Genomic DNA, 26,479 nt, shown 5'->3' on the forward strand with positions numbered 1-26,479 from the left:
ACCCATGACGCTTCGCGGCACCCTCAGCACGGCATGGGCGGCGGCGCTGGTGTGCGGCCTGGTCGGCTGCGGTGGTTCGGCTGACAAGTCGCCGGCGGCACCGCTGACCGTCGACGTGACCATCGCCCACGGTCAGGTCACCCCGACCAACGCCACGCTGCAGGCCAAGGTGCATCAGCAGATCACCCTGCACGTGACCAGCGACGCCACCGACGAGCTGCACGTGCATTCGACGCCCGATCACAAGTTCGCGGTCCAGGCCGCCCCCAACCAGACGTTCGGATTCGCCGTCGACGTGCCGGGCAACGTCGCGGTGGAGCTGCATCATCTGGACCGCACCATCGCGACCATCCAAGTGCAGCCGTGAGCTCCGCCGCCGCGGCGGTGGTGCTCGCGCACGGGCTCGGTGGTTCGGGTGATCTCCCGGTGCCCTATGCCTACGCGATGGTCGGGGCGGCATGGGCCTTGACGTTCACCTTCGCCCTCGTGGCGTTCGCCTGGCGCCGGCCGCGGTTCGATCCGCTCAAGCCGGGCCGGCCCCTACCGACGGCGCTGACGACCTTCGTCGACTCCCGGGTGGCGCGGGGGTTCGCGGCCGGGCTGGCCCTGGCGTTCGCGGCCTGGGTGGTGGCCGCCGGGGTATGGGGTCCCGAATCGGAGGCCAACGGGCTGCTCGGCGCGTTCTACGTGCTGCTGTGGGTCGGGCTGGTGGCGGTGTCGCTGATCATCGGGCCGGTGTGGCGGGTGATTTCGCCGATGCGCACGATGTATCTGCTGCTGCGGCGCGTCACCCCGGAACGGCTCGGCCGACCGCGGCTGTCCTACCCGGAAGGCTGGGGCTATCGACCCGCCGCGTTCGGCCTGTTCGCCTTCGTCTGGATGGAGCTGGCCAGCCCGAACCCGGCGTCGCTGCCCTGGGTCAGGACGTGGATCGCCTGCTATGCCGTGCTGATGTTGGTCGGCGCGTGGCTGTGCGGACAGCGCTGGCTGGCCCGCGCCGATCCCTTCGGCGTGTACAGCGTGGCCGTCTCCCGGCTCTCGCCGTTTCGCCGCAACCCGGAGACGCGGCGGATCGTCGTCGGAAACCCGCTCGACCATCTGCCGTCGCTGCCGGTGCGGCCCGGCGTGGTGGTCCTGCTGGCGGTGCTGCTGGGCTCGACGGCGTTCGACAGCTTCTCGTCGTCGCCGACGTGGCGCGGCTTCTCCGATCAGCTCACCCGCGAATTCGGCGCGCCCCCCACACTGGCGTCGTCGATGCTGCGTACCGTCGGGCTGATCGTCTTCATTTGCGTTGTGGCGGTGACCTTTTCGCTCGCCGCGCGCGCCACCGGCGGCGTCGGCGCAGAGCAGCGTCGCGAATTGCCCGGCCAGATGGCGCATTCGCTGATCCCGATCGTGGTGGGCTACATCTTCGCGCACTACCTGTCCTACCTGGTGGAGCGCGGACAGCAGGCGGTGTTCGCGCTGGCCGACCCGTTCGGCCACGGCTGGAACCTGCTCGGCCTGGCGCACCTGCATGTGGCGTACGTGTTGTCCATGCACCCGCCGGTACTCGCCGCGGTGAAGGTGACCTGCGTGGTCACCGGGCACATCGTCGCGGTGATCGCGGCCCACGACAAGGCGCTGCGGCTGCTGCCCGCCGGCCATCAGCTCACCGGGCAGCTGACGATGATGCTGGTGATGGTCGGCTACACCTTCACCGGTTTGTATCTGCTCTTCGGGGGGTAGGCGTCCGGGCGTGCGCTACCTCACGCCGTCGGAAGAAGCCGCGCCGCGGCGTCGGGGGCCGAGTCCACGCCGGGTCGGTTGATGCGGCCCACCGAGTCGATCCCCGCGGCCGAGCAGGACCCGGGCCGGAAAAAGATGCGTCCCCCGCGCGCGCTGTCCTGGATCAGCATTCAGTCCAAGGTGATGCTGATGCTGCTGGTGTCCAGCCTGGCGTCGCTGGGCGTGATCGGGACCGTCGAGTACGTCGCCGCGCGCAACGCGTTGTTGCCCGCGGCGTCCGAGCGGATGACGCAGTTGCGCGAGGCGCAGAAACGCGCGATCGAGACGCTGTTCTCGGACCTGTCGGATTCGCTGGTCGTCTACAGCCGGGGCACCACCGCGCTGGAGGCGGTGCAGGCCTTCACGGCCGGCTTCGACCAGCTGGCCAACGCGCCCGTCGACCCCGGCCAGCAGCGGGCGCTGGTGGATTTCTACACCGAGCGGCTGATCAAACCGTTGGAGCGCGACACCGGAAACAGGCTCGCCCTGGATGCGGTGCTGCCCAGCAACAACTCACAGCGCTATCTGCAGGCGCACTACACCGTTGCGGCGCACGGGTCTTCGAACGGGTCCGCGCCCGACGACGCCGGCGACGGCAGCGCCTGGTCGGCGGCCAACGCCCGCTTCAACGACTACTTCCGCGAGATCGCCACCCGCTTCGAATACCGCGACGCGCTGCTGCTGGACACCCGCGGCAATGTCGTCTACACCGTCCGGAAAAGCGCCTCGCTGGGCACCAACGTGCTCACCGGCCCGTATCGCCAGTCCAATCTGCGCGACGCCTACGAGAAGGCGATGGCCGCGAACTCGGTGAACTTCGTGTGGATCACCGACTTTCAGCCGTATCAGCCACAACTCGGCCAGCCCATCGCCTGGTTGGTCGCACCGATCGGCCCACCCGGCAGACCGGCCGGGGTGCTGGCGCTGCCGCTGCCGATCGCAAAGGTGAACCGGATCATGACCGCCGACAAGCAGTGGCGCGCCGCGGGCATGGGCCAGACCGCCGAGACCTATCTCGCGGGGCCGGACAACCTGATGCGTTCCGATTCACGGCTATTCATCGAGGACCCGCAGCGATACCGGCGAGAGGCGCTGGCCGCCGGTGCCCGGCGCGAGACCGTCGACACCGCGATCAGATGGGGCGGCACCACCCTGGTCCAGCCCGTGGCCACCACGGCCGTGCGCGCAGCGCAGCGCGGTGAGACCGGAACGGTGACCGACACCGGCTATCTGGGCCAACGTGAGCTCGCGTCCTACGCCCCGCTGTCCCTGCCGAATTCCGACCTGCACTGGTCGATCGTGGCCACCCGGGAAACCTCCGAGGCCAACGCCCGGGTGGCGTCGCTCACCCAGACACTGATATTGACCACTACCGCAATGGTTTTCGTCATCTGCGTGGCCGCGCTGCTGGTCGCCCAGATATTCGTGCGGCCCATCCGCAGGTTGCAGGCCGGCGCCCGGGAGATCGGCGCCGGCAACTACGACGTCTCGATCCCGGTCACCTCACGCGACGAAATCGGCGAGCTGATGGCCGCTTTCAACGAGATGAGCCGCAACCTGCAGATCAAGGAAGAACTGCTCAACGAACAGCGCAAGGAGAACGACCGGCTGCTCGCCTCGCTGATGCCCGAACCGGTGGCCCGGCGCTACCGCGAGGGTGAGCAGACCATCGCCCAGGAGCACCAGGACGTCACGGTCATCTTCGCCGACATCGTCGGCCTCGATGACATCTCGGGCAAGCTGTCCGGCCGCGAGTTGGTGGGCATCGTCGACGAGCTGGTCCGCGAGCTCGATTCGGCCGCGGAATCCCTGGGCATCGAACCGATTCGCACGCTGCACAACGGCTACCTGGCCAGCTGCGGCCTGAACTTCCCCCGCCTGGACAGCGTGCACCGCACCGTCGAATTCGCCGTCGAGATGCGCGACATCATCGCGCGCTTCAACAGCAAGACGGGCTACCACCTGGCCCTGCGGGCGGGCATCAACACCGGCAACGTGATCAGCGGGCTGGTCGGGCGATCCAGCGTGGTCTACGACATGTGGGGCGCAGCGGTCAACCTGGCCCATCAAACCCGCAGCAGCACAACACAATCCGGAATCTATGTCACCGCCCAGGTCTACGAGGTGATGCACGACATCCGTCAGTTCACGCCGGCGGGCACCATCACGGTCGGCGGCGTCGAGCAGCAGATCTGGAAACTGTCGGAAGGGCAGGGGCAGTGAGAACCTTCGACTCGTCATCGCTTTACTGGGCCGCCGGGGTGGTATTCGGTCTGCCGCTGCTGCTGATCGCCCTGACCGAGTGGCATCAGAGCCTCCTGCGCAAGAACAGTCCGCTGGCGCGGCCCGTCCTGCTGCTGCGCAGTTACCTGATTCCGCTGGGCGCCCTGTTGGTGTTGCTGGTGAACGTGGCCAGGATGCCAGCCCAGTTCACGTCGGTTCGGGTGCTCGCCACGGTGTTCGGGTTCGTGGTGCTGGTGCTGCTGCTGTCCGGGCTCAACGCAACGGTTTTCGAGGGCGCACCGCAGGGGTCCTGGCGCCAGCGAATCCCGGGCATCTTCCTCGACGTGACCCGGTTCGTGCTGATCGGGGTGGGTCTGGCGGTCATCTTCTCCTACGTCTGGGGCGTGCGCGTCGGCGGCCTTTTCACCGCGCTGGGCGTGACGTCGGTGGTCATCGGTCTGATGCTGCAGAATTCCGTCGGTCAGATCGTGTCGGGCCTGTTCATGCTGTTCGAGCAGCCGTTCCGGATCGGCGATTGGCTCGACACCCCGTCGGCCCGGGGCCGCATCGTGGAGGCGAACTGGCGTTCCGTGCACATCCAGTCCGGCCACGGCCTGCAGATCACGCCGAACTCGGTGCTGGCCACCACCTCGTTCACCAATCTCAGCCGCCCGGCCGGTGCGCACCAATTAGCCATCACCACAACGTTTTCCGAGATCGATCCGCCGGATCGGGTGTGCGCGCTGCTGGAGCGGGTCGCCAACGCACTGCCGCAACGCAGGCCCAACGCCGTGGCGACGGCGGTGCCCGCCGGGGCCGCCGAGTACCGGGTGACCGTCGGGCTGAAGTCGCCGGCGGAGGACTCCGCCGCGCAGGCCGCGTTTCTGCGCTGGCTGTGGTACGCGGCGCGGCGCGAGGGCCTGCACCTCGACGGCGCCCAGGATGACATCTCGACGACCGAGCGTGTCGAGAAGGCGCTGCGCACGGTGGTGGCGCCGGCGTTGCGGCTCAGCCAACCGGACCAGCAGGCGTTGGTGGCGCACGCCAGGATCGTTCGGTACGGGGCCGACGAGATCGTCGAGCATGCCGGGCGAGTGCCCGCCAAGATCACGTTTCTGGTCGAGGGCGGCGTGCGGTTGACCGCCACCGCCACGGACGGCACGGCCGTCGCGGTCGGCGAGCTGGACGAGGGCTCGTTTCTTGGCGTGACCGCGCTGACCCGTCAGCCGAACCTGGCCGACGCGCAGGCCATTGGGGAGGTGACCGCGCTGGAGATCAATCGCGATCACCTGGTCCAGCTGGTGACGGGCAAGCCGCTGCTGCTGCAGGACCTGGGCCGAACCATCGACGAGCGGCGCGCCCGGGTGCAGCAGGCGATCGCGCCGGAGTTCGCGACGACGGGCGGCTGATCCGATGGTGGCGACCCGCCGCGCCCGGCGACCCGCCGCGCTTGCGATCGCCACTAAATCGGGTGCTCGACCTTCTTGTTGCCGTCCCAGCGGCGCAAACCCGTGAAGCTGCCCTCGATCTGGGCGGGCCGGCCCGCGACGCGCAGCGCCCGGCCGAGTTGGGCGCCGCCGACGCGCCGTGCCATGGTGACGTGCGCGGTCCACTGGCCGGGCAGGCTGTTGGGCATCGGTCCCGGCCTCAAATGCGGCCCGCAGCAGCGGTGCACCTCGGCGTGCAGGGCCAACAGCTCTTCGGTCGGCACCACCAGCCGCGCGAAAACCGCACTGGCGCGGCCGAATAACACCGGTGCACCGATGACGCAGGGCAGCGGCAGCCGTTCGCTCACCGCGCGCAGCGGCTCGTCGACGTCGGGCGCGATGCCTTCGGCCACGGCCAGGGTCACGTGCGGCCGGCTGGCCGGGGCCTGACTTGGTATCCCCGCCGCGGCCAGCGCCTCCCAGATGTTGCGGATCGCCGCCTCGGTGTCGCGGTCGAAGACCAGCTCGACGGATCCGACCATCAGCCGACCAGCGCGGCGACCCAGTCGCGGTCGAAAGCCTGGGTGCACAGCGCCGCAAAGTCGGCGGCGTCCAGCGCTGCGGCCCCTTCGGGCAGCGCGGCGCGCACCGCGGCCAGCCGGGCCAGCGCGGACCGATTCGTCGTCTCCACCACGCCGGGCCGCCGGGGCCAGCTGCCGATGACCAGACCAGCGCACGAAACATGATGCGCGGCAAGCGATTCCAGGGTCAGCGCGGTGTGGTTGAGCGTACCCAACGACGGCCCGACCACGACCAGCACCGCGGCGCCCAGCGCGACGGCGAGATCGCGTGCGGTGACACCGTTTTCGCCGAGCTCGACCAGCAGTCCCCCGGCCCCCTCGACCAATGTGAGCCGCCCCGGCCGGTCCAGCTCACCGATGAGCGCCAGCAGCTGCTCGCGGGTGGGCAGCGGCATTCCGGCCGCCTCGGCGGCGGCCACCGGCGCCATCGGCAGCGGATAGCGGCCCAACCCCGCCAGCTGCGTCACCCCGGATAGCCGGGCCACCTCGGCGAGGTCGTCGTCGCCGGCGTCGACGCCGGTCTGGACCGGCTTGCACACCGCCACGTCGATGCCGGCCTGACGGGCGTGACAGGCCAGCGCGGCGGTGACGACCGTCTTGCCGACCCCGGTGTCGGTGCCGGTGACGACCAGAACCGTCACCGGTGTGCCTCAACCCAGCTCGGCGAGCACATCGGAGAGCACCCTGCGCGCGACCTCGAGCTCGGCGTCGTCCAGCGACGCGCGCGCGGTCAGCCGCAGCCGCGACGTCCCGGCGGGCACGGTCGGGGGGCGGAAGCATCCCACCCGCACGCCGGCGTCGAGGCAGGCGGTCGCGGCGGCCACCGCGACGTCCGGGTCGCCCAGGATCACCGAGACCACCGCCGATTGCGGCACCTCGGCCACCCCGCAGACCTCGGCGAGCATGGCGGCGTGGCGCAACACCGCGTCCGGGCGCCAGGGTTCGGACCGCAGCACACCCAGCGCGGCCCGCGCGGCGCCCACCGCCGCCGGGGCCAGGCCGGTGTCGAAGATGAACGTGCGCGCCGCGTCGATGAGATGCGCCCGCACCGACGCCGGCCCCAGCACCGCGCCGCCCTGGCTGCCCAGCGCCTTGGACAGCGTGGTGGTCATCACCACGTCGGGCGCCCCGGCCAGGCCGGCCTCGTGCAGCAGCCCGCGCCCGCCGCCGCGCACGCCCAGGCCGTGCGCCTCGTCGACGATGAGCAGGGCGCCGTGCGCGCGGCACACCTCGTGCAATTCGCGCAGCGGCGCCAGCGCGCCGTCGGTGGAAAACACGGACTCGGTGATGACGACCGCGCGCTCCTCGGCGCGCGTCTGCAGCGCGGCCGCCACGGCGCCGACGTCGCGGTGCGGCGTCACCGCCACCCGCGCCCGCGACAGCCGGCAGGCGTCCACCAGCGACGCGTGCGAGAGCTCATCGGAGACCAGCAGTGAACCCCGGCCCGACAACCCGACGACGGCACCCAGGTTGGCCGCGTATCCGGAGGAGAACAGCAGGCCCGACTCCGCGCCCACGTAATCGGCCAGCTCGGCCTCGAACTGCTGGTGCAGTTCGGTGTCGCCGGTGACCAGCCGGGATCCGGTGGCACCGGCGCCCCACATGCGCAGCGCGGCGACGCCGCCGTCGATCACGTCGGGATGCTGCGACAGCCCGAGGTAGTCGTTGGAGGCCAGGTCCAGCTCGGTGGCGACGGCCGGACGCGGCCGCAGCGCGCGGCGCAGCCCGGCCTCGCGGCGCTGCCGTTCCACCGCCTCCAGCCAGGCCAGCGGGGAGACCTCGATGGGTGCCTTCATCGCCCTAGAGCCTACGAGAGCCCGTTCGCGTCGCCACCTCGACCATCGCCGAGGTGATCTGCGCGATCTCGCGGGGCGTGCAGATGTAGGGCGGCATGGCGTAGACCAGGTTGCGAAACGGGCGCAGCCAGACGCCGTGATCCAGGGCCGCCGGGGTGGCGACGGCCAGGTCGACCGGCCGCTCGCATTCGATGACGCCGATGGCGCCGCGCACCCGCACGTCGCGCACGCCCGGCAGCGCCCGGGCGGGCTCGAGACCGGCCGCCAGCCCGGCGCCGATCTCGGCGACCCGTGACCGCCAGTCCTGCCCGAGCAGCATCTCGACGCTGGCCACCGACACCGCGCAGGCCAGCGCGTTGGCCATGAACGTGGGGCCGTGCATCAGCGCTCCCGCCTCACCCGCGCTGATGGTGTGGGCGATGTCGGCGGTGCACAAGGTGGCGGCCAGGGTGAGGTATCCCCCGGTCAGCGCCTTGCCGACGCACATGATGTCCGGGCTCACCCCGGCGTGGTCGGCCGCGAAGAGTTCGCCGGTGCGCCCGAAGCCGGTGGCGATCTCGTCGAAGATGAGCAGCACGTCGTGCCGTCGACAGATGTCGCGCAGGTCGCGCAGGTATTGCGGGTCGTGGAAGCGCATGCCGCCGGCGCCCTGGACGACTGGCTCGACGACGACCGCAGCCAGTTCGGCGGCGTGGCCGGCCAGCTGTTCCTCGAACGCCGCGCTGTAGGCGGGGTCGTAATCGCGGGGCACCTGCGGGGCGAACACCTGCCGGGCCAGGATGTCGGTCCACAGCGAGTGCATGCCGCCGTCGGGGTCGCAGACGCTCATCGGGGTGAAGGTGTCGCCGTGGTAGCCGCCGCGCCAGGTCATCAGCCGGTGCTTGCCGGGCCGATCGCGGCTGCGCCAGTACTGCAGCGCCATCTTCACCGCCACCTCCACCGACACCGAGCCGGAGTCGCTGAAGAACACCGTCTGCAGCTCCGCCGGGGTGATGTCCACCAGCAACTGGGCCAGCCGCGCCGCGGGTTCATGCGTCAGCCCGCCGAACATGACGTGGTTCATCGCGCCGAGCTGGGCCGTGAGGGCCGCGTCCAGCACCGGGTGGCCGTGCCCGTGGATGGCGGTCCACCAGGAGCTCATGGCATCGAGCGCCTCGACTGGCTCGCCGTCGCGGATCAGGGTGAGGTTGGCGCCGCGGGCACCGACCGCGACCACGGGCGCGACGGACTCGGCGCCGATGGTGCTGTACGGGTGCCACAGGTGCGCGGCGTCGATCGCGCTGATCTGCTCGGGCGTCAGCCCGGCCTTCGCCGCCGGCATAGTGATCGAGGGTAAAGCAGCCGATTCGCGCAAAACTGCGACGTCGGGAAGCATGGGACAGCATGGCCACGTCGCAGCAGTCCGAGGGCGCAGCGCCGGGACCCGAGGCCGACCCCGCGCTCGGGCCGGGCTGGTCCAGGGACACGCACTACCCGCTGGTGGACTACGACGCCGAAACCGCCGCAGGGCCCCGCGTGTTGCGGGTGCGGGTGGCGCCCTGGGACATCATCTGCACGGTCGTGCTCCTGGTCCTGCTCGCCGTGCTGGCCACGGCGACCACCTGGCCGACGCGGCTTTTCGGCTTTCTGGCGAACGTCTGCGAGGACGAGACCTGCGGGCCGGTCCCCTACGGCCTGGACCTCTACATCCACCCGGTGGTGTGGGGGGGCATCGGCGCGGCCATCACCGCCGCCGTCGTCGGCCCGGTCGTCTCGATCCTGAAGGGCTGGTACATGTCCTTCTGGCCGGTGCTGGCGCTGGCGCTGGTCATGGTCAGCTCGGTGGCCGGGTCGCTGCTGACGATGTTCAGCGAACGCTACTGGCTCTGATCACCCGGCTGGCCCCGTCGGCCCCGGCGTGCGGCTTCGTCGCCGACTGAGACCGAAATCACAACTGCGCATACGGAATTCGGTGCTCGTGTCACCGTCCGGTCACGGTACGACAAAAAATCCCGCCTGGGCCTGGCGGCTAACACCATCTGTTGTCAAAGTGGCTTGTGTGACTGATGTGAATCAGCGGGCGACCGCTGAGTCACTTCGCAAGTGCCATGGACGGCGTCGGCCCCAGCGTGGAGGCCGCCGCTCGGTTCATGAACCGGGGGCGGACGCGCGAGGTCACCGCGTCGAGGCCCATTGAGCGCCTGGAGAGGCCAGGGAAAGGCCACAAAAATGAAACGCATCTACGCCTTCGCGATCGGTTTGGCCCTGCTCGGGGCGCCGATGGTGGCTCCCACCATCGCGACCGCCGACCCGGGCGCCAGATCGATGGACTACCAGCAGGCCACCGATGTGGTGATCGCCCGCGGTCTGTCGCAGCGCGGTGTGCCGTTCTCCTGGGCCGGTGGCGGCATCAACGGCCCCACCCGCGGCACCGGCACCGGCATCAACACCGTCGGTTTCGACGCCTCCGGGCTGATGCAGTACGCCTACGCCGGCGCCGGCATCAAGCTGCCCCGGTCGTCGGGCGCGATCTACCGGGTCGGACAGAAGATCCTACCGCAGCAGGCCCGCAAGGGTGACCTGATCTTCTACGGCCCCGAGGGCACCCAGAGCGTCGCGATGTACCTGGGCAACAACCAGATGCTCGAGGTCGGCGACGTTGTGCAGGTCTCCCCGGTGCGCGCCAACGGCATGACGCCGTACATGGTCCGGGTGCTCGGCGCCACGCCGGCGCAGCAGACGCCGCTGCAACAGGCACCGCAGCAGCTGCCCGGCCAGCAGGCCCCCGCCCAACAGGCCCCGACGCAGCAGGCCCCGCTGCAGCAGTCGCCCTACCAACAGGCCCCCCAACAGCTGCCCGGTCAGCAGGCCCCGCTGCAGCAGGCCCCGACGCAGCAGGCCCCGCTGCAGCAGTCGCCCTACCAGCAGAGCCCGCAACAGCTGCCCACCCAGCAGGCCCCGCTGCAACAAGCCCCGACGCAGCAGTCGCCGTTCCAGCAGGCGCCTGTGCAGCTGCCGGCCCAGCAGACGCCGTTGCAGCCGACCGGCGCCGGCATCGGCAGGTAATTTCCGGGCCGTGTGTTGGCCGTCCGACACCCGCCACTGGCTTCCCCGCCCCGCTGAGCGGCCTCGCCGCCGCGAGCTGTCGGGAGCTCGTGGCGGGTTTTCGGTAAATTAACTGGCGATCATGCCGACCCCGCCACCGTCTCCTGCACCGGACGCCACCGCCGATCCGGCCGCGACGGGAGCGCGCAAAACGGGGTCCCAGGGGTTCTATCGCTACGACCTCGACGGCCTGCGTGGCATCGCCATCGCCCTGGTCGCCGTCTTCCATATCTGGTTCGGCCGGGTCTCCGGCGGCGTGGACGTGTTCCTGGCGCTGTCCGGATTCTTCTTCGGCGGCAAGATCATCCGCACCGCGCTGAACCCGGCCGTGCCGCTGTCGCCGGTGGCCGAGGTGGTCCGGCTCGTCCGGCGGCTGGTTCCCGCGCTGGTCGTGGTGCTGGCCGGGTGCGCGGTGCTGACCATCCTGGTGCAACCGGAGACCCGCTGGGAGACCTTCGCCGACCAGAGCCTGGCCAGCCTGGGCTACTACCAGAACTGGGAGCTGGCCAACACCGCCTCGGACTACCTGCGGGCGGGCGAGGCCGTCAGCCCCTTGCAGCACATCTGGTCGATGTCGGTGCAGGGCCAGTTCTACGTCAGCTTCCTGCTGTTGATCGCCGGGCTGGCCCTGCTGTTCCGGCGCGCGGCCCGGCTGCGGATCGCGCTCGTGGTGGTCCTGTCCGCGTTGACGGTGGCCTCATTCGTCTACGCGATCATCGCCCATCAGCAGGACCAGGCGGCCGCCTACTACAACAGTTTCGCGCGGGGCTGGGAGTTGTTGCTGGGCGCGCTGGTCGGCGCGCTGGTGACCCGCGTCCACTGGCCCATGTGGTTGCGGACGGTGCTGGCCACCGTCGCGCTGGGCGCGGTGCTGTCCTGCGGGGCGCTGATCGACGGCGTGCAGGAGTTCCCCGGCCCGTGGGCGTTGGTGCCGGTCGGCGCCGCCATGCTGATGATCCTGGTCGGAGCCAACCTGCAGAGCGGCGCCGGTGGCCGGCTGCCGCTGCCCAACCGGCTGCTGGCGACGCGGCCCCTGGTGGAGCTGGGCGCCATGGCGTACGCGCTCTACCTGTGGCACTGGCCGCTGCTGATCTTCTGGCTGTCCTACAGCGGTCACAAGCACGCCAGTTTCGTCGAAGGCGCGGTGCTGCTGCTGGTGTCGGGGGTGCTGGCCTATCTGACCAACCGGCTCGTCGAGGATCCGCTGCGCTACCGCGCCTCTTCGAAGCCGGCCGCCGCGCCGGCGATTCCGTGGGCGACGCGCCTGGCCCGGCCGACGATGGCGCTGGGATCGGCGGTCGTGCTGCTGGGCGTGACCCTGACGGCGACCTCGTTCACCTGGCGCCAGCACGTCACCGTCCTGCGGTCGGCCGGCAAGGAGCTCAGCGTCCTCAACCCGCAGGACTATCCCGGCGCCCGCGCCCTCACCGAACGCGTGCGGGTGCCCGCTCTGCCCATGCGGCCCACCGTCTTAGAGGTCAAGCAGGACCTGCCCGCCTCGACCCGGGACGGCTGCATCAGCGACTTCGTCAACCCCGCGGTGGTCACCTGCACCTACGGCGATGTGGCCGCCGACCGGACCATCGCGCTGGCGGGCGGGTCGCACGCCGAACACTGGCTGCCCGCGCTGGACATCCTGGGCAAGCTGCACCACTTCAAGGTCGTGACGTATCTGAAGATGGGCTGTCCCCTGTCGACCGAGCAGGTCCCGCTGATCATGGGCAACAACGCCCCCTACCCGCAATGCCGGGAGTGGGTGCAGCGAACGATGACCAAACTGGTCACCGACCGGCCCGATTACGTGTTCACCACCACCACCCGGCCGTGGAACATCAAGTCCGGCGACGTGATGCCCGCCACCTATATCGGCATCTGGCAGACGTTGTCCGACAACAACATTCCGATTCTCGGGATGCGGGACACGCCGTGGCTGGTGAAGAACGGCCAGCCGTTCGACCCGGCGGACTGCCTCGCCAAACGCAACGGCACCCCGCAGTCCTGCGCCATCAAGCGTTCCGACATGCTCTCCGACCGCAACCAGACGCTGGACTTCGTCACGCAATTCCCGCAGCTCAAGGTGCTCGACATGACCGACGCGATCTGCCGCGCCGACGTGTGCCGCCCAGTCGAGGGAAACATCCTGATCTATCACGGCGCCCACCACCTCTCGCCCACCTATGTGCGGACCATGGCACCCGAATTGGGCCGCCAGATCGCCGAGGCCACCGGCTGGTGGTGACCCGCCTTACTCCTGGCCGCTAACGCGGGTGGGGGCAACCGCGCGCGGATAAGGTCGATAGGTGTCAACCAACAGTCCCGCTTCAGAACCAGGCGGTAACCACCAACCCAAGCTGGCCACCGTGTGGCCGGGAAACCCTTATCCGCTCGGCGCCTCCTACGACGGCGCGGGGACCAACTTCTCGTTGTTCTCCGAAATCGCCGAGAAGGTCGAGCTGTGCCTGATCGACCATCACGGCAGCGAGTCGCGGATTCCCTTGGACGAGGTGGATGGATTCGTCTGGCACGCATATCTGCCGAACATCACTCCCGGACAGCGCTACGGCTTTCGCGTCTACGGCCCGTTCGAGCCGGCGGCCGGTCACCGGTGTGACCCCAGCAAGCTGCTGCTCGACCCGTACGGCAAGGCTTTTCACGGCGACTTCACCTTCGGTCAGGCGCTGTTCTCCTACGACCTGAAGGCCGTCAGCCCGAACGGTCCCAACGCCGACGGGCTCGACCCGGGGATTCCGCCGATGGTCGATTCGCTGGGCCACACCATGACCAGCGTGGTGAGCAATCCGTTCTTCGACTGGGGATCCGACCGCGCGCCGCTGACCCCGTATCACGAGACCGTCATCTACGAGGCCCACGTCAAAGGGATGACGCAGACCCATCCCAGCGTCCCCGAGGAGCTGCGGGGCACCTATGCCGGGCTGGCCCACCCGGCGATCATCGATCACCTCCACTCGCTGCGGGTCACCGCCATCGAGCTGATGCCGGTGCACCAGTTCATGCACGACCAGCGGCTGCTGGACCTGGGTCTGCGAAACTACTGGGGCTACAACACCTTCGGCTATTTCGCGCCCCACAATCAATACGCGGCCAACCGCACGTCGAGCGTCGCGGAGTTCAAGTCGATGGTGCGCAGCTTCCACGAAGCCGGCATCGAGGTGATCCTCGACGTGGTGTACAACCACACCGCCGAGGGCAATCACCTGGGGCCGACCATCAACTTCCGCGGCATCGACAACGCCGCCTACTACCGGCTCGTCGACACCGACCTGCGGCGGTACAAGGACTACACCGGTACCGGCAACAGCCTCAACCCGCGCCACCCGCATGTGCTGCAGCTGATCATGGATTCGCTGCGCTACTGGGTGACCGAGATGCACGTCGACGGGTTCCGCTTCGATCTGGCCGCCACGTTGGCCCGCGAGCTGCACGACGTCGACAGGTTGAGCGCGTTCTTCGATCTGGTGCAGCAGGATCCGATCGTCAGCCAGGTCAAATTGATCGCCGAACCGTGGGATGTCGGCGAGGGCGGTTATCAAGTCGGAAATTTCCCGGGTTTGTGGACCGAGTGGAACGGGAAGTATCGCGATACTGTGCGCGATTACTGGCGGGGCGAGCCCGCAACCCTGGGCGAGTTCGCTTCCCGGCTGACCGGGTCGTCGGACCTGTATGAGGCGACCGGCCGGCGTCCCAGCGCCAGCATCAACTTCGTCACCGCGCACGACGGGTTCACCCTGAACGACCTGGTGTCCTACAACGAGAAGCACAACATGGCCAACGGGGAGGACAACCGGGACGGCGAGAGCCACAACCGATCGTGGAACTGCGGCGTCGAAGGCCCCACCGACGACCCCGACATCACCGAGCTGCGCTGCCGCCAGATGCGCAACTTCTGGGCGACGCTGATGCTCAGCCAGGGCACGCCGATGATCGCCCATGGCGACGAGTTCGGCCGCACCCAGAACGGCAACAACAACGTGTACTGCCAGGACTCCGAATTGTCTTGGATGGATTGGTCTTTGGTCGACAAGAACGCCGACCTGCTGAAGTTCGCCCGCCGGGTGAGCACGCTGCGCAAGCGGCACCCGGTGTTTCGGCGGCGCCGGTTCTTCGAGGGCGAGCCGATCCGCAGCGGCGACGAGGTGCGCGACATCGCCTGGCTGAATCCGAGCAGCCGCGAGATGACGCACGAGGATTGGGGCGAAAGCATTCACAAGTGCGTGGCGGTGTTCCTCAACGGCGAGGCCATCAGCGCACCCAACGCGCGCGGTGAACGGGTCGTCGACGACTCATTCCTGTTGTGTTTCAACGCCGGTGAAGAGCCGGTGGAGTTCGCGACGCCGAACAGTGACTATGCGAAAGAGTGGACCGTGGAACTGGACACCAACGAACCGACGGGCCGCAAAGAGGGGGCCGACCAGGTGGTGACCGCCGAGGAGAAGGTGTCGCTGCCCTCACGCTCGCTGCTGGTCTTGCGTAAGACGCAGTGACGCATGGCCTTACCCGTCATCTCCACCTACCGGCTGCAACTACGTGGTGAATCCAGTGGGTTCGCGTTCACTTTCGCCGACGCGGAAAACCTGCTCGACTACCTGAACGACCTCGGGGTGTCGCACCTGTATCTGTCGCCGATCATGACCGCGGCGCCCGGGTCCAGCCATGGCTACGACGTCACCGACCCGACGACGGTGTCCCCCGAGATCGGCGGCCGCGACGGCCTGGCGCGGTTGTCGGCCGCGGCGCGGGAGCGCGGCATGGGCCTGATCGTCGACATCGTGCCCAACCACGTGGGCATCGACGTGCCCCAGCAGAACCCGTGGTGGTGGGACGTCCTGCGCAACGGCCGTTCCTCGCCCTACGCAACGTATTTCGACATCGATTGGGACCTCGACGACGACGGCCGCATCGTGCTGCCGGTGCTGGGATCCGACGACGACGCCGCCGACCTCACCGTCGAGGGGGACCTGCTGCGGCTGGGTGATCTGGCGCTGCCGATCGCGCCCGGCACCGCGGGGGGTACCGGACCCGAGGTGCACGACCGCCAGCACTACCGGCTGGTCGGCTGGCGCAACGGCGTGTGCGGATACCGTCGTTTCTTCTCGATCACCTCGCTGGCCGGGCTGCGCCAGGAGGACCGCGCGGTCTTCGACGCCACCCACGCCGAGGTCGGCCGGTGGTTCACCGAGGGGCTGGTCGACGGCATCCGCATCGACCACCCCGACGGCCTGTCGGATCCGTGCGGGTACCTGGCGTGGCTGCGCGAACTGACCGGCCCGCAAGCCTGGATCGTGATCGAGAAGATCCTGGCCGTCGACGAGGCGCTCGAGCCCACCCTGCCGGTCGGCGGCACCACCGGTTATGACGTGTTGCGCGAAATCGGCGGTGTGCTGGTGGATCCGGACGGCGCCCCCGCGCTGACCGCGCTGGTGGAATCCGCCGGGGTGGACTACGGGGCGATGCCGGACATGCTGGTGGACCTCAAGATCCGTTCGGCCACCGAAACCTTGGCAAGCGAACTGCGCCGGTTGCGTCGCAGTATCGCGGCCGCGGCCGGCGTCGACCACCCGCGGTTGCCCGAGGCGGTGGCCGCGCTGCTCACCCACATCGGGGTCTACCGCAGCGACTACCCCGGCCTGGTCGCGCTGCTGCCCACCGCGCTGGCCGAAACCCAAGCGGCCGCACCGGAATTGGGGCCCGCACTGCAGGTGCTGGCCGCGGCGCTGGCCCGCGGCGGGGAACCGGCCACCCGCCTGCAGCAGCTCTGCGGGGCCGTCACCGCCAAGGCCGTCGAGGACTGCCTGTTCTACCGCGACGCCCGGCTGGTCGCGCTGAACGAGGTGGGCGGCGAGCCGCACCGCTTCGGTGTCGGTGCCGCCGAGTTTCACCACAGCGCCGCCACCCGCGCGCGGTTGTGGCCGCAGACCATGACGACGCTCACCACGCACGACACCAAGCGCGGCGAGGACGTGCGGGCCCGGATCTCGGTGCTGTCGCAGGTGCCGTCGCTGTGGACCGAGTTCCTTACCCGCTGGGAGAAACGCGCCCCCTCCCCCGATCCGGCGACCGGACAGTTCCTGTGGCAGAACATTTTCGGCGTATGGCCGGTCAGCGGCGAGGTCACCGCCGAGCTGCGCGAGCGACTGCATGCCTACGCCGAGAAGGCCATCCGCGAGGCGTCCTGGCATACCTCGTGGAACGACCCGGACGCCGAATTCGAGGACGCGGTGCACCGGTGGCTGGACAGCGTGCTCGACGGTCCGGTGGCCGGCCAGCTGACCGAGCTTGTCGCCCAACTCAATCCGCATGCCGCCAGCGACGCGCTGGCCCAGAAGCTGCTGGCGCTGACCGTGCCCGGGATTCCCGACGTGTACCAGGGCACCGAGCTGTGGGACGACAGCCTGGTGGACCCGGACAACCGCCGGGCCGTGGACTACTCGGCCCGGCGCGCCGCCCTGCAGGACTTGAAACATCCGAAAATCCGGGTCGTCACCACGGCGCTGCGTGTGCGCCGCCAGCACGTGGACACCTTCCTGCACGGCGAGTACGTCCCGATCCTGGCCAACGGCGAGGCCAGCGACCACGTGCTGGCGTTTCGCCGCGGCGAGGACATCGTGGTGGCGGTGACCCGCTGGACCGTGCGGCTGGCCGAAAGCGGCTGGGGCAATACGGTTGTGCCGCTGCCGGACGGAACCTGGAAGGACGCGCTCACCGGCGTGATCGCCGACGGCCCCACCTCGGCGGCACAATTGTTCGCCGACCTGCCCGTCGTGCTGTTGGAGCGCCACCATGACTGAATTGCAGACGACTGACTTCCGGGTCTGGGCGCCCAAGCCCGCGCTGGTTCGCCTCGACGTCGACGGCCAGACGCACGCCATGACGCGCTCGGCCGACGGTTGGTGGCATGCGAGCGTGGACACCGCGCCGGACGCCCGCTACGGCTACCTGCTCGACGACGACCCCACCGTGCTGCCCGACCCGCGCTCACCGCGCCAGCCCGAGGGCGTGCACGCCCGCTCGCAGTTGTGGGATCCGGCCGCCGCGGCGTGGACCGATACCGCGTGGACGGGCCGCCCGGTCGAGGGCGCGGTGATCTACGAGATGCACCTCGGCACGTTCACCGAGGCGGGCACCTTCGACTCGGCCATCGACAAGCTGGACTACCTGGTCGAGCTCGGCGTGGACTTCGTCGAGCTGATGCCGGTGAATTCCTTTGCCGGCACGCAGGGTTGGGGATACGACGGCGTGCTGTGGTACAGCGTGCACGAACCCTACGGCGGCCCCGACGGGCTGGTGCGCTTCGTCGACGCCTGCCACGCCAAGGGGCTGGGGGTGTTGATCGACGCGGTGTTCAACCACCTCGGCCCGTCGGGCAATTATCTGCCGCGCTATGGGCCCTACCTGTCGTCGGCGAGTAACCCGTGGGGCGAGGGCATCAACATCGCCGACGCCGACTCCGACGAGGTGCGCCGCTACATCATCGGCTGCGCGCTGCGCTGGATGCGCGACTTCCATGCCGACGGCCTGCGCCTGGACGCCGTCCACGCGCTGGTGGACACCACCGCGATCCATATCCTCGAGGAGCTCGCGACCGAAACGGATTGGCTGGCCCAGCAATTGGGGCGTCCGCTGTCGCTGATCGCCGAGAGCGACCTGAACGATCCACGGCTGATCACCCCGCGCGAGCGTGGCGGCTACGGCCTGACCGGGCAGTGGGCCGACGACATTCATCACGCGATCCACACCGCGGTTTCCGGCGAGCGCCAGGGCTACTACGCCGACTTCGGCAGCCTGGCCACCCTGGCCCAGACGTTGCGCCACGGCTTCTTTCACGCCGCCACCTATTCGTCGTTCCGCCGTCGCCGGCACGGCCGGCCGCTGGACACCAGCGCGGAATCCGGCATCCCGGCCACCCGCCTGGTCGCCTACACCTGCACGCACGATCAGGTCGGCAACCGGGCCCTGGGCGACCGGCCGTCGCAGAACCTGACCGGCGGCCAGCTGGCGATCAAGGCCGCGCTCGTCCTCGGATCTCCTTACACCACCATGCTTTTCATGGGTGAGGAATATGCGGCGTCGACCCCGTTCCAGTTCTTCAGCTCGCACCCCGAGCCGGAACTGGCGAAGGCCACCGCCGAGGGACGCAAGGCCGAGTTCGCCGAACACGGCTGGGACGCCGACGAGATTCCCGACCCACAGGACCCGCAGACGTTCGCCAACTCCAAGCTGGATTGGGCCGAGGTCGACACCGGTGAGCACGCCCGGCTGCACCGCCTCTACCGCGACCTGATCGCGTTGCGGCGCGAGGATCCCGACCTCGCCGACCCCTGGCTGGAGAACCTCACCGTCGACTACGACGAGGACCAAGGCTGGATCGTCCTCGCGCGCGGACGGTTGCGCATCGTGTGCAACCTGGGCGCCGAGCAGGTGCGCGTCCCGGTCACCGGTGAGCTGGTGCTGGCCTGGGACGAGCCGGCGGTTCATCCCGACAGCACCGAGCTGCCTGGGCATTCATTCGCGATATTGCGGAGCACGGGTGGCTCCGGCTGATCGCGCTTCGTCCGACCATGGATGAGCTCCGCTTCACCCGGGAGGAACTGAAGCGATTCCACGGCAGCACCGTGCCCGACCTGATCTCCGAGCAGGTCCGGCTGCTGTTCGTGGGCATTAATCCCGGCCTGCGAACCGCTGCCGTACAAGCACATTTCGCGCCGCGCGGCAATCGGTTCTGGCCGGCGTTGTACCGCGCCGGCATCACCGATCACTTAATCGACGCCTCGTCAGGGTTTGCGCCGGACGACTGGAAATACCTGGTGCGGCGCGGGATCGGCATTACCAACCTGGTCGACAGGGCGACCGCGGGCGCCGACGAGCTCACCGCCGCCGAACTGATCAACGGCAAGCGGAAACTGGACCGGATGGTCGAAAAATTCGTCCCGCGTGTCGTCGCAGTCCTCGGGATCACCGCATACCGAGACGCTTTCGGTCAGCGCCGCGCTGAGGCGGGCAAGCAAGCGTCGCCATATGACGCAACCGAGCTGTGGGTGGTTCCCAACCCGAGTGGCCGCAACGCTCATTCGACGTTGTCGAGCCTGGCGGCCGCGTACGGCGAAGTTGCCCGAGCCGCCGGAATCCTCGCAGATTCTTCATCGCGATTCTCTCGACGTGAGCGGGCTGTGGACAACTGAATAGCGGCCGGGCGGGCTGACCCCCGATGATGCCGCCATGAGTCAATCTGAATTCGGTCACCCACTGCGACGCATCTGCCGGCGCAAGCCGAGCCGCCGCGCCACCAATCCGCCGTCGGGCCGGAACGCCGTGCGCCATGACATGCCGCCGCATCCCGGCATTGAGCTGTTGTGGAGCGGTCCCGGACCCGGCGCCAATGACGACGAGGGCGCCTGAGCGGCGGCTACACGATGGCCCGGCCGGCCGGGCGCACCGCCCGGGCGACCGCGTCGGCGAGCGGATCGATCTCGTCGGCGGTCAGCCCGGAGATCGTGATGCGGATGCCCGCCGGCGTGTGCATCCGGAACCGGCTGCCCGGTGCGGCCGCCCAGCCCGCGGCGAGCAGGCGCGACACGGCGACAGCCTCGTCGGGAACCGGCACCCACACGTTGAGCCCGGAGCGCCCGTGCGCCTCGACGCCGCGCTCGGCCAGGGCATCGCAAAGGCGGGTTCGGCTTTGGGCGTAGTCCCGCTCGGCGGTCGCCACCAGCTGCGCCGCCGCCGGGTCGGACCACAAGTCGACGGCCAGCCGCTGCAGGATGTGGCTCACCCAGCCCGGCCCGAGCCGCAACCGGCCGTGCACCCGCTCGACGGTGCGATGGTCGCCGGCAAGCACGGCCACCCGCAGGTCGGGGCCGTAGGCCTTGGACGCCGAGCGGACGAACGCCCAGTGCGCGGTGCGGCCGGCCAGGGTGTGCAGCGGTGCGCCGGAGATGCCGGCGCAGTGGTCGTCTTCCACCACCAGCAGGTCGTCGGCTCGCCGCGCCAACAGCGCGCCCAGCGCAGCGGCACGATCGGCGGAAAACGCGGCGCCCGTGGGGTTTTGGGCGCGGTTGGTGAGCACCAGCGCGCGCACCCCGCCACCCAGCGCGCGGGCCAAATCGTCGGGCAGCGGGCCGTCGTCGTCGACCCGCACCGGTTCTGCCGAAAGACCCAGTGCGGCAAGCAGATCGAGAAGGTTGGCCCAGCCCGGATCCTCGACGGCCACGCGATCGCCGGGCCGCAGGTGCGCGGTGAGCGCGCGTTCGATGCCATCCAGCGCGCCGCTGGTCACCGCCAGGTGGTCGGCGGGGACCCCGTCGGCGGACAGCGCGCGGCGGGCGAACTCCCCCAGCGCCGCCGAGACGGCCGGCTCGCCGTAGAGCACCGGTGGCTTCGCGTCCGGGCCGGGCGGCGACGTGCCCGCGATGGGCAACAGGGCGGGGTGCGGATTTCCGGTGGACAGGTCGCGCACGCCGGCGGGCACGTCCAGCCCGAGCAGCGAGCGCGGGGTGGTCGCCGGGCGATGGCGCACGCGGGTGCCGCGCCGGCCGGCGGTCTCGACGGCACCGCGCTGACGCAGCAGGCGGTAGGCGGCGGCGGCGGTGTTGGCGTTGACGCCGAGCTGGGTGGCCAGCTCCCGCACCGGCGGTAGCGCGTCGCCGGGCGCCAAAGCGCCGCCCGATATCGCCGCCTCGACGCTGGCGGCTATGGACTCCGCGCCGGTTCCGGTTATGCTGTTTTGTACTGGCACGCAATATATTATGTACTAGAACAAATCTGAGGGCAACGCCGTGGACACCGCATACCAACCGACCGCACGCACCACGCCGACCCGCTACCGGGAGCGGGCGCACTACGACCGGCCCACGGTGCACGCCATCCTGGACGAGGCGCTGATCTGCCACCTGGGCTACCTGAGCGCCGGTCGACCGGTGGTCTTGCCCACCACGCACGCCCGGCTCGACGAAACGCTCTACCTGCACGGTTCGTCCGGCGGCGGCCCGGTGCTGGCGGCGAAGGCGGCCGAAGCCGCGGGGTCGGGCCTGCCGGTCTGCGTCACCGCGACCCTGGTCGACGGTCTGGTGCTGGCCCGCTCGGCCATGCACCACTCGGTGAATTTCCGCTCGGTGGTGGTGCTGGGCGATGCGCGCGTGGTGGACGATCCGGCGGAGAAGTCGCGGGCGCTGGGCGGCCTGCTCGATCACATCGCGCCGGGGCGCGCCGCCGACTGCCGAGCCCCCGATGCGCGCGAGCTCGCCGCGACCGGGGTGCTCGCCCTCGACCTCGTCGAGGTGTCGGCGAAGGTGCGCAGCGGCCCGCCGGCCGACGATCCGCAGGACCTGTCGCTGCCCCATTGGGCGGGCGTGCTGCCGCTGAGCCTGACGGCCGGGCCGCCCGTGCCGGCCGGCGACCTGACTCCGGGCACCGCCGTGCCGGCGTACTTACGGGGCGACCGACGCTGAGCCGCCTGCCCGTCGGGTGTCGTCCCACCAGGAGCCGACGAGGATGACGGTGCCGGCCCAGGCCATCCCCAGCAGCCAGCCCGACAGCACATCGCTGACGTAGTGGACCCCCAGATAAACGCGGGAAAACCCGACCACGAACGTCACGGCGGTGGCCATCGCCCAGACGATCACCCGCCCGGTCCACCACGGGACGAGCCAGCGGGTCAGCAGCCACGCGGAGATGACCATGCTCGCGGCGGTGCCGGTCGCGTGCCCGGACGGAAACGAATAGCCGTCCGCGTCGACCAGGGCGAACGGCAGGGCCGGGCGTAGCCGGCCCACCAAGACCTTCGCCGTGAACAGCACCAGGGGGATGCCCACACCGGCAACCAGTGCCAGCACCACGGGCCGCCACGACCGGCACCGCCAACCGGCGACAACCGAGATCGGCAAGGCGACCGCGGCCAGGAAAAGCGGACTCCCCGCTCCGGTCACCACCCTCAGGGCGGTGGTCAGCCACAGATCCCGGTGGGTGGCGAGCCACCGCGTCGTCGGTTGGTCGAATCCGGCGATGCCGTCGCCCTCGAGCACGTCGTCGAGCACCTCGGTGAAGCCGACCGCCAGCGCCACGACGACGAGCAGCCCGAGGGCCAACGCCAACCCGGCGACCTCGCTCACCCGCAACCGGCGCGCCAGCGCCCGTTCCCTGGCGCCGATCCGGTCGCGCAGCCAGGTCAGCGTCTCACCGATCACGGCGTTGTGGGACACCTTGTCCCACAACGCGATTAGCAGGGGCCCGCGCCGAGCGATCCATATCGCCGCCCACACCAGCAGGACGAGACACGCCACCAATCCGGCGCTGACCGGGCCGAAACCGCTGGTGCCGGGTCCATATGGCGGGCGCATCTATCGCGGCCCCGGCCGCTAAAGCAGCAGGTAGCGGTAGGCCGGCGAGCCCGGTTTCAGGGTCTCGACGTGCAACTCGGTCGCACGCATCCGGGCCAGCAGGCCGTCCAGGTCGGCCGAGGACCCCAGCTGGATGCCGACCAGCGCCTCGCCGGTCTCCCGGTTGTTGCGCTTGACGTACTCGAACAGGGTGATGTCGTCGTTCGGTCCGAGCACGGTGTCCAGGAAGCGGCGCAGCGCGCCGGGCTCCTGGGGGAAGTCCACCAGGAAGTAGTGCTTGAGGCCGAGGTGCACCAGCGAGCGTTCGAGCACTTCGCCGTACCGCGACACGTCGTTGTTACCGCCCGAGATCAGGCAAACCACCGTCGAACCGGGCTCGATGTCGGCGTCGAGCAATCCGGTGACCGACAGCGCGCCCGCCGGCTCGGCGATGATGCCCTCGTTCTGGTAGAGGTCGAGCATCGCGGTGCACACCGCGCCCTCGTCGACCGCGGTGATCGAGACCATGTCGCCGGCGGCCGCCAGCGCGGCGTAGGTCAGGTCACCGGCCCGCCGCACCGCGGCGCCGTCGACGAACTGGTCGACGTCTTCCAGCGTCACCGGCTCCCCGGCCGACAGCGCGGCCATCATCGCCGCGGCGCCGGCCGGCTCGACGCCCAGCACCGAGGTGTTGCGCGTCCGCTCGGCGAGGTAGGTGGTGATGCCGGCGATGCAGCCGCCGCCGCCCACCGGGACCACCACCAGGTCCGGCTCGGCGCCCAGCTGATCGAGTAGTTCGGCGGCGATGGTGCCCTGGCCCGCCATGGTGCGCAGGTCGTCATAGGGCGGCACCAACGTGGCGCCGGTGCTCGCCACGTCGGCCAGGGCCGCCTCGGCGGCCAGGTCGTAGGTGCTGCCACCGACGATCAGGTCGATGAAGTCGCCGCCGTGGTAACGGATCCGGTCGCGCTTCTGCATCGGCGTCTTGGCCGGCACGTAGACGCGGCCGTGCACCTGCAGCATCCGGCACGCGTAGGCGAAGCCCTGCGCGTGGTTGCCCGCCGACGAACACACCACCCCGGCGGCCAGCTCCGCCTCGGTCAGCTGGACCAGCAGGTTGTAGGCGCCGCGCAGCTTGTAAGAGCGCACGATCTGCAGGTCCTCGCGCTTGAGGTAGACCTGCGCGCCGGTGATCGCCGACAACCGGTCGCTGAACTGCAGCGGGGTCGGCGTGACCACCGCGGCGATCCGCTTGGCCGCGCCGTCGATGTCAGCCGCGGACAGCGGCGAGACGCTCGGACTCTGGCTCAATTCGGCGGACACTGATCAATGGTGCCACGGCGGCCGACCAACTCCGGAATTCAGTCGATCGGGGTCAGCACGAACACCGGGATCTGGCGGTCGGTCTTGGTCTGGTACTCGGCGTAGTCGGGCCAGGCCGCCACGGCGCGCTCCCACCAAGTCGCCTTCTCGTCGCCGAAGACCTCGCGGGCGTCGTAATCGCGGGTCACCGAGCCGTCCTGCAGCTCGACGCGGGGATTCTTCTTGATGTTGTAGTACCAGACCGGATGTTTCGGCGCCCCGCCCAAGGAGGCGACGACCGCGTACTGGCCGTCGTGCTCGACGCGCATCAGCGGCGTCTTGCGCAGTTTGCCGGTCTTGGCGCCGACCGTGGTCAGTAGGATGATCGGCTTGCCCTTCATGTCGGCGGCCTCGGCGCCCCCCGACTCGGCGTATTTGTCAGCTTGCTCGCGAGACCAATCCAACGGCGACGGTTCGTATTCTCCGGTAAGCGGCATGCCATTCACTCTAGGCGCGGGTCGAGCCGGTGAGGTAGTGCGCCAGCACCGGGCGCAGCCATTCGGTCAGCGTCGCGTCGTCCATCGCGGCCAGCGCGGGCACCCCAACGACATTGCGCGCCATGGCGATTCCCAGCACCTGCGATCCCACCATCGCGGTCCGCTCGGCGGCCCGGTCGGGGGTGATGGTGGTCAGCGCCGGGGCGACCTTTTCGACGAACACCTCCAGTAGCGCGTCGGCGGCCACCCGGTTGGTCGCGGCCGCGCGCAGCAGCGGCAGGAACGGCCCGCCCGGATCCCATACCCGGATGAGGAACGGCACCAGGATGTCGGCGATGCGTTCCGGGGCGACGCCGGTGAGGTCGGGGAAGGTGATCTCGAGCCGCGAGACCGCGGCGAACAGGTCGGCCTTGTTGCCGAAGTAGTGCATGACGAGCGCCGGGTCGACGCCGGCCTCGGCCGCGATCGCACGGATGGTGGTCCGCTCGAAGCCGTGGGTGGAGAACAGGGTCCGCGCGGCGCTCAGGATCGTCGCGCGGGTGACCTTGCCGTCGCGGGTCTTATCGGGCATGCCGAAATTCTAGTTCAACAACTGTTGACATGGCTAGCGGCCGGGCTTACGTTGATTTCAACAGTTGTTGAATCGGCTCGGCGAGGAGACCCAGACATGACCGTGACCGTCATCCAGGTCGGGCTGGATCCCGACGTCATCGACTACTCGTCGCCGGAGTTCGCCCAGTTCGCGGGCCTGTCGCGGGACGCGCTGCGGGCGGCCAACGACGACAACGTCGCAGGCCTGCGCGCGGCAGGCTACCGGGTGGACAACTGCCTGATCGACTTCGGCACCGCCGGCGCCGACAAGGCCGCCGCGTGGCTGCGCGCCAAGCGTTACGACGCCGTGCTGATCGGCGCCGGGATCCGCCTGGTCGCCGCCAACACCCTGCTGTTCGAGTCGATCGTCAACATCGCGCACACCACCCAGCCCGGTTGCCGCTTCGTCTTCAACCACGCCGCGCAAGCCACCCCCGGCGACATCCGTCGCTGGTACCCGCAACCGGAAGGAGCGATCCGATGAGTACAACCACGGTTCACGAGGTCGACGTCCTGGTCGTGGGCGCGGGCCCCACCGGCCTGACCGCCGCGGGCGACCTGGCCCGCGCCGGGCGGTCGGTGACCGTGCTGGAGCGCTGGCCCGCCGAGAACCCGACCAGCCGCGCGTTCGCCGTCATGCCTCGGACCCTGGAGCTCCTCGACGCGCGCGGCGCGGCCGACGAGCTGGTCGCGATCGGGCAGCGCGGACCGGACGTGACGCTGTTCGCCAAGGCCCGCCTCGACCTGACCCGGCTCGACTCGGCCTACCCGTTCGTCCTGATCACCCCGCAGACCAACGTCGACGCCGCGCTGCGCCGCTACGCGGTGGCCGAGGGGGCCGACATCCGGCGCGGCGTAGAGGTGGTCGCGCTCGCGCAGGAC

Annotated in this window: 23 protein-coding genes and 1 pseudogene; 15 read left to right on the forward strand and 9 right to left on the reverse strand. The window is 69.8% G+C overall.

Annotated elements, in window-relative coordinates:
* Positions 1-4 precede the first annotated feature (4 nt).
* The 4 genes from A5624_RS07835 to A5624_RS07850 all read left to right on the forward strand — a co-directional run bounded on the left by A5624_RS07835 (position 5) and on the right by A5624_RS07850 (position 5,399).
* A complete protein-coding gene (locus A5624_RS07835) occupies positions 5-367 on the forward strand; it encodes a hypothetical protein (RefSeq protein WP_066864150.1) in 363 nt (120 codons plus the stop codon).
* The gene (locus A5624_RS07840; protein ID WP_066864153.1) at positions 364-1,728 is read left to right on the forward strand and encodes a hypothetical protein; all 1,365 of its coding nucleotides are present in this window, start codon (positions 364-366) and stop codon (positions 1,726-1,728) included. The genes A5624_RS07835 and A5624_RS07840 overlap by 4 nt, the downstream gene beginning before the upstream one ends.
* Before the next feature lie 81 nt (positions 1,729-1,809).
* Positions 1,810-3,990 (forward strand): adenylate/guanylate cyclase domain-containing protein, encoded by a 2,181-nt coding sequence (locus A5624_RS07845; protein WP_066864157.1) that lies wholly within the window; start codon positions 1,810-1,812, stop codon positions 3,988-3,990.
* Positions 3,987-5,399, forward strand: a complete 1,413-nt coding sequence (locus tag A5624_RS07850) for a mechanosensitive ion channel domain-containing protein (protein ID WP_066864160.1) — start codon at positions 3,987-3,989, stop codon at positions 5,397-5,399. Before A5624_RS07845 ends, A5624_RS07850 begins: the two co-directional genes overlap by 4 nt.
* A gap of 53 nt (positions 5,400-5,452) precedes the next feature.
* Here the strand turns inward: A5624_RS07850 and A5624_RS07855 are convergent, their stop codons facing one another.
* Genes A5624_RS07855 through A5624_RS07870 form a run of 4 tightly spaced genes read right to left on the reverse strand, consistent with a single transcriptional unit; the run spans position 5,453 to position 9,115 of the window.
* On the reverse strand, positions 5,453-5,959 hold the full coding sequence (locus A5624_RS07855) for a 2'-5' RNA ligase family protein (RefSeq protein WP_066864163.1): 507 nt from the start codon (positions 5,957-5,959) through the stop codon (positions 5,453-5,455).
* Positions 5,959-6,639, reverse strand: a complete 681-nt coding sequence (gene bioD / locus A5624_RS07860) for a dethiobiotin synthase (protein WP_066864168.1) — start codon at positions 6,637-6,639, stop codon at positions 5,959-5,961. The genes A5624_RS07855 and bioD overlap by 1 nt, the downstream gene beginning before the upstream one ends.
* Positions 6,640-6,648: 9 nt before the next feature.
* Positions 6,649-7,794: an 8-amino-7-oxononanoate synthase gene (locus tag A5624_RS07865; protein ID WP_066864171.1), complete on the reverse strand. Its 1,146-nt coding sequence runs from the start codon at positions 7,792-7,794 to the stop codon at positions 6,649-6,651.
* A 4-nt stretch (positions 7,795-7,798) separates the two neighbouring features.
* Positions 7,799-9,115, reverse strand: coding sequence for an adenosylmethionine--8-amino-7-oxononanoate transaminase (locus A5624_RS07870; RefSeq protein WP_066864174.1), 1,317 nt, complete (start codon positions 9,113-9,115; stop codon positions 7,799-7,801).
* Between the two features lie 62 nt (positions 9,116-9,177).
* Between A5624_RS07870 and A5624_RS07875 the strand changes: the two genes are divergently transcribed.
* The 8 genes and pseudogenes from A5624_RS07875 to A5624_RS07910 all read left to right on the forward strand — a co-directional run bounded on the left by A5624_RS07875 (position 9,178) and on the right by A5624_RS07910 (position 20,292).
* A complete protein-coding gene (locus A5624_RS07875) occupies positions 9,178-9,663 on the forward strand; it encodes a hypothetical protein (protein ID WP_082972110.1) in 486 nt (161 codons plus the stop codon).
* Between the two features lie 339 nt (positions 9,664-10,002).
* Positions 10,003-10,677: pseudogene (gene ripD, locus A5624_RS07880) on the forward strand (NlpC/P60 family peptidoglycan-binding protein RipD); the annotation flags it as partial.
* A 283-nt stretch (positions 10,678-10,960) separates the two neighbouring features.
* Positions 10,961-13,117 (forward strand): acyltransferase family protein, encoded by a 2,157-nt coding sequence (locus A5624_RS07885; protein ID WP_066864180.1) that lies wholly within the window; start codon positions 10,961-10,963, stop codon positions 13,115-13,117.
* Positions 13,118-13,178: 61 nt separating this feature from the next.
* Positions 13,179-15,380 carry a glycogen debranching protein GlgX gene (gene glgX, locus A5624_RS07890; RefSeq protein WP_066864183.1) on the forward strand — a complete coding sequence of 734 codons (2,202 nt, stop codon included), beginning with the start codon at positions 13,179-13,181 and terminating at the stop codon, positions 15,378-15,380.
* Between the two features lie 3 nt (positions 15,381-15,383).
* Positions 15,384-17,684 (forward strand): malto-oligosyltrehalose synthase, encoded by a 2,301-nt coding sequence (gene treY / locus A5624_RS07895; protein ID WP_066864185.1) that lies wholly within the window; start codon positions 15,384-15,386, stop codon positions 17,682-17,684.
* The gene (treZ, locus tag A5624_RS07900) at positions 17,677-19,437 is read left to right on the forward strand and encodes a malto-oligosyltrehalose trehalohydrolase (protein ID WP_066864187.1); all 1,761 of its coding nucleotides are present in this window, start codon (positions 17,677-17,679) and stop codon (positions 19,435-19,437) included. The genes treY and treZ overlap by 8 nt, the downstream gene beginning before the upstream one ends.
* Positions 19,438-19,454: 17 nt before the next feature.
* Positions 19,455-20,075 carry a mismatch-specific DNA-glycosylase gene (locus A5624_RS07905; RefSeq protein ID WP_066864190.1) on the forward strand — a complete coding sequence of 207 codons (621 nt, stop codon included), beginning with the start codon at positions 19,455-19,457 and terminating at the stop codon, positions 20,073-20,075.
* Positions 20,076-20,112: 37 nt separating this feature from the next.
* A complete protein-coding gene (locus tag A5624_RS07910) occupies positions 20,113-20,292 on the forward strand; it encodes a hypothetical protein (protein ID WP_066864193.1) in 180 nt (59 codons plus the stop codon).
* A 7-nt stretch (positions 20,293-20,299) separates the two neighbouring features.
* Here A5624_RS07910 and A5624_RS07915 read toward each other — a convergent pair whose 3' ends face one another.
* The gene (locus A5624_RS07915) at positions 20,300-21,628 is read right to left on the reverse strand and encodes an aminotransferase class I/II-fold pyridoxal phosphate-dependent enzyme (RefSeq protein ID WP_066864196.1); all 1,329 of its coding nucleotides are present in this window, start codon (positions 21,626-21,628) and stop codon (positions 20,300-20,302) included.
* A gap of 40 nt (positions 21,629-21,668) precedes the next feature.
* Between A5624_RS07915 and A5624_RS07920 the strand changes: the two genes are divergently transcribed.
* Positions 21,669-22,340 (forward strand): pyridoxamine 5'-phosphate oxidase family protein, encoded by a 672-nt coding sequence (locus tag A5624_RS07920; RefSeq protein ID WP_066864201.1) that lies wholly within the window; start codon positions 21,669-21,671, stop codon positions 22,338-22,340.
* Here A5624_RS07920 and A5624_RS07925 read toward each other — a convergent pair.
* Genes A5624_RS07925 through A5624_RS07940 form a run of 4 tightly spaced genes read right to left on the reverse strand, consistent with a single transcriptional unit; the run spans position 22,320 to position 25,577 of the window.
* Entirely contained in the window at positions 22,320-23,228 is a 909-nt protein-coding gene (locus tag A5624_RS07925) for a phosphatase PAP2 family protein (protein WP_066864204.1), read from the reverse strand. The two genes, A5624_RS07920 and A5624_RS07925, sit on opposite strands and share 21 nt — an antisense overlap.
* Before the next feature lie 18 nt (positions 23,229-23,246).
* Positions 23,247-24,530 (reverse strand): threonine ammonia-lyase, encoded by a 1,284-nt coding sequence (gene ilvA, locus A5624_RS07930; RefSeq protein ID WP_066864209.1) that lies wholly within the window; start codon positions 24,528-24,530, stop codon positions 23,247-23,249.
* Positions 24,531-24,568: 38 nt separating this feature from the next.
* Positions 24,569-25,006, reverse strand: a complete 438-nt coding sequence (locus A5624_RS07935) for a nitroreductase family deazaflavin-dependent oxidoreductase (protein WP_066864226.1) — start codon at positions 25,004-25,006, stop codon at positions 24,569-24,571.
* A 10-nt stretch (positions 25,007-25,016) separates the two neighbouring features.
* Positions 25,017-25,577 carry a TetR family transcriptional regulator gene (locus tag A5624_RS07940; RefSeq protein ID WP_066864212.1) on the reverse strand — a complete coding sequence of 187 codons (561 nt, stop codon included), beginning with the start codon at positions 25,575-25,577 and terminating at the stop codon, positions 25,017-25,019.
* A 96-nt stretch (positions 25,578-25,673) separates the two neighbouring features.
* Between A5624_RS07940 and A5624_RS07945 the strand changes: the two genes are divergently transcribed.
* Complete coding sequence (locus A5624_RS07945; RefSeq protein WP_066864214.1) at positions 25,674-26,081, forward strand: hypothetical protein; 408 nt, start codon at positions 25,674-25,676, stop codon at positions 26,079-26,081.
* Positions 26,078-26,479, forward strand: a 402-nt coding sequence (locus tag A5624_RS07950; protein ID WP_156748918.1) for an FAD-dependent oxidoreductase, incomplete at its 3' end; no start/stop codon positions are given. The genes A5624_RS07945 and A5624_RS07950, both read left to right, overlap by 4 nt.

The sequence above is a fragment of the Mycobacterium sp. 1482292.6 genome (genome assembly GCF_001672995.1).
Taxonomy (GTDB): domain Bacteria; phylum Actinomycetota; class Actinomycetes; order Mycobacteriales; family Mycobacteriaceae; genus Mycobacterium; species Mycobacterium europaeum_A.

Excerpts from the sequence above, each read along its gene's own strand:
- A5624_RS07835 (WP_066864150.1), top strand. The coding sequence starts at position 5 with ATGACGCTTCGCGGCACCCTCAGCACGGCATGGGCGGCGGCGCTGGTG.
- A5624_RS07845 (WP_066864157.1), top strand. The coding sequence starts at position 1,810 with ATGCGGCCCACCGAGTCGATCCCCGCGGCCGAGCAGGACCCGGGCCGG.
- A5624_RS07855 (WP_066864163.1), bottom strand. The coding sequence starts at position 5,959 with ATGGTCGGATCCGTCGAGCTGGTCTTCGACCGCGACACCGAGGCGGCG.
- A5624_RS07865 (WP_066864171.1), bottom strand. The coding sequence starts at position 7,794 with ATGAAGGCACCCATCGAGGTCTCCCCGCTGGCCTGGCTGGAGGCGGTG.
- A5624_RS07870 (WP_066864174.1), bottom strand. The coding sequence starts at position 9,115 with ATGCCGGCGGCGAAGGCCGGGCTGACGCCCGAGCAGATCAGCGCGATC.
- A5624_RS07875 (WP_082972110.1), top strand. The coding sequence starts at position 9,178 with ATGGCCACGTCGCAGCAGTCCGAGGGCGCAGCGCCGGGACCCGAGGCC.
- A5624_RS07885 (WP_066864180.1), top strand. The coding sequence starts at position 10,961 with ATGCCGACCCCGCCACCGTCTCCTGCACCGGACGCCACCGCCGATCCG.
- treY (WP_066864185.1), top strand. The coding sequence starts at position 15,384 with ATGGCCTTACCCGTCATCTCCACCTACCGGCTGCAACTACGTGGTGAA.
- treZ (WP_066864187.1), top strand. The coding sequence starts at position 17,677 with ATGACTGAATTGCAGACGACTGACTTCCGGGTCTGGGCGCCCAAGCCC.
- A5624_RS07905 (WP_066864190.1), top strand. The coding sequence starts at position 19,455 with ATGGATGAGCTCCGCTTCACCCGGGAGGAACTGAAGCGATTCCACGGC.
- A5624_RS07910 (WP_066864193.1), top strand. The coding sequence starts at position 20,113 with ATGAGTCAATCTGAATTCGGTCACCCACTGCGACGCATCTGCCGGCGC.
- A5624_RS07925 (WP_066864204.1), bottom strand. The coding sequence starts at position 23,228 with ATGCGCCCGCCATATGGACCCGGCACCAGCGGTTTCGGCCCGGTCAGC.
- A5624_RS07935 (WP_066864226.1), bottom strand. The coding sequence starts at position 25,006 with ATGCCGCTTACCGGAGAATACGAACCGTCGCCGTTGGATTGGTCTCGC.
- A5624_RS07940 (WP_066864212.1), bottom strand. The coding sequence starts at position 25,577 with ATGCCCGATAAGACCCGCGACGGCAAGGTCACCCGCGCGACGATCCTG.
- A5624_RS07945 (WP_066864214.1), top strand. The coding sequence starts at position 25,674 with ATGACCGTGACCGTCATCCAGGTCGGGCTGGATCCCGACGTCATCGAC.